At 71.7% G+C, this 2,498-nt stretch carries 3 protein-coding genes; all 3 read right to left on the reverse strand.

Annotated elements, in window-relative coordinates; genetic code table 11:
- Window positions 1-542: aldehyde dehydrogenase family protein (locus AC3XYG_RS19110; RefSeq protein WP_489141446.1), on the reverse strand; the 542-nt coding region annotated here is incomplete at its 3' end.
- Between the two features lie 11 nt (window positions 543-553).
- The gene (gene deoC, locus AC3XYG_RS19115; protein WP_489141447.1) at window positions 554-1,543 is read right to left on the reverse strand and encodes a deoxyribose-phosphate aldolase; all 990 of its coding nucleotides are present in this window, start codon (window positions 1,541-1,543) and stop codon (window positions 554-556) included.
- The coding region (locus AC3XYG_RS19120) for a sugar-binding transcriptional regulator (RefSeq protein ID WP_489141448.1) at window positions 1,536-2,498 on the reverse strand (963 nt) is incomplete at its 5' end. The genes AC3XYG_RS19120 and deoC, both read right to left, overlap by 8 nt.

Raw genomic sequence — 2,498 nt, forward strand, 5'->3', positions numbered from 1 at the left:
GCCACCTTCCAGGCCAGCATCAGCAGCGGGAAATTCCACGGGATGATCTGGCCGCAGACCCCGACCGGGCGGTAGCCCGGAAATTCGGTCTCGACCAGCGAGGCCCAGCCGGCATGGTGGTAGAAATGGCGGGCGACCAGCGGGATGTCGATGTCCCGGCTCTCGCGGATTGGCTTGCCGTTGTCCATGGTCTCGACCACCGACAGCAGCCGCTCGCGGCGCTGGACATGGCGGGCCAGGGCATAGAGGTGGCGCGCGCGCTGGTGGCCTGGCAGCGCCGCCCAGCCCTTCTGCGCCCGGCGCGCGGCCTTCACCGCCGCCTCGACGTCCTTCGCCGTGCCCTGTGCCACTTGTGCCAGCACTTTGCCGGTGGCCGGGTTGAGCACCTCGAACCGGCCGCCTTCGGCCGGGGCGACGAACTTGCCGTCGATGAAATGGCCAAAGCCGGCCTCATGCCGCGCCAGCCACTCGCGGGCGATGCCGCTGTCCTCGGGCGACGGGCCGTACTCCATGGTGTCGAGAATCTCCGCGATCCGGGGCATGGTCTGGGTCCTCAGGCGGCGGCGTGGCGGTGGCCGGCCGAATACCGGCCGGTGACGAAATGCTCGAGCTGGCGCTCGACATCGGCGAGCAGCGAGGAGGCGCCGATGCGGAACAGCTCCGGCTCCAGCCAGGGCCGGCCCAGCTCCTCCTTCATCAGGATCAGCCAGGCGATGGCGTCCTTGGCGGTGCGCAGGCCGCCGGCCGGCTTGAAGCCGACGCGTTCGCCGGTGCGGGCCTGGTAGTCGCGGATGGCGCGCACCATCACCAGGCTGACCGGCAGGGTGGCGTTGACGTCCTCCTTGCCGGTCGAGGTCTTGATGAAATCGGCGCCGGCCATCATGCAGACCAGGCTGGCGGCCTCGACATTGCGCAGGGTCTTCAGGTCGCCGGTGGCCAGGATGGTCTTCAGATGCGCCTCGCCGCAGGCCTCGCGCATCGCCCGGACCTCGTCATACAGCGCCGCCCAGTCGCGGTTCAGCACCTGGGCCCGGTTGATGACGATGTCGATCTCGGCGGCGCCCTCGCCCACGGCGTAGCGGATCTCGGCCAGCCGCTGTGGCAGCGGCGTCAGCCCGGCCGGGAAGCCGGTGGCGACCGAGGCGACCGGAATGCCACTGCCGGCCAGCGCCTTGACCGCCGGCGCGACCATGGTCGGGTAGACGCAGACAGCACCGGTGGTCGGCGGCCGGTCGCCCAGACCCAGCGCCTCGACCAGATCGTCGCGCAGTGGGCGGCGGGCCTTGGCGCACAGGCGCTGCACCCGGCCCGGCGTGTCGTCGCCGGCCAGGGTGGTCAGGTCCATGCAGGTGATCGCCTTCACCAGCCAGGCGGCCTGGTATTCCTTCTTCACGCTGCGCCGGGTGGTCAGGGTCGCGGCCCGGCGCTCGGCGGCGCGGAGATTGACCCGCGCCGCCTCGACCCAGTCCAGCTCCAGCGCCATGCCGGGATTGCGGTGACTGTTGCGGGCCGCCAGCTCGGCATGGGCTCCAAGATCAGGCATTGACGTCTCCGCTCAGAAGCTGCGCGGCGGTGGCCGCATCGGTGACCAGGACATTGATGTAGCGCGCCGCCAGGCAGGCGCGGGCGATGCCGGCCTTGTGGGCGCCGGCGGCGACGCCGATGGCATAGGCCTTGTCGCGCAGCGCCTCGGGGCGCAGCCCGATGGTGCGGGCGTCGAGCTCGGGCGACACGATCCGGCCCTCGGCATCGAGGAAGCGGCCGAGCACGTCGCCGACCGCGCCGGCCCGCTGCAAGGCCGCGATCTCGCCGGCATCGAGATAGCCGGAATCAACCAGCACGGAGCGGGTGGTCATCGGCCCCATGCCGAAGCAGGCGACGGGCGCCTTGCGGGCGATGTCGAGGATGCCGGCGATGACGGGGTCTTCTTCCAGCACCGTGCGGGTGGCCGGGTTGCCGACGATCGCCGGCACCGGCAGCAGCGTGGCCGAGCCGTTACCGGCCTCGGCGAAGCCTTCGGCCACGGCGTTGGTGCGGAAGGCGGTGCCGCGGATGTTGGTGGCGCCGTTCATCAGCACCACCTGGACGCCGTCGTTCCAGCGCGGCGGCAGGCGCCGGGCCACCGCCGTCATGGTGCGGCCCCAGGACACGCCGACCAGCGCCGGGCTGGGCGTCAGCGCCGCGAGATACTGGCCGGCCGCCTGGGCCACGGCGTCGATGGCGATGCCTTCATCGGCGATGCTGTCGCCGGAGGCCGGCCCGGGCACCACGATCGCCTCGCGCAGGCCCCAGCGCGCCTGCAGCCGGCTTTCCAGATCCGGCCGGCGCTGCGCCCGCGGCACGATCTCGATCCGGACGATGCCGGTCTCGCGCGCCTCCTGCAGCAGCCGGCCGACCTGCCAGCGGGTCAGGCCGAGTTCCTGCGCGATCTCGCTCTGGTTCCGGTCCAGGTCGTAATAGAGCTTGGCCGCCTGGACCATGAACTGTTCGCGCTGGGC

This window comes from Inquilinus sp., assembly GCF_057815775.1.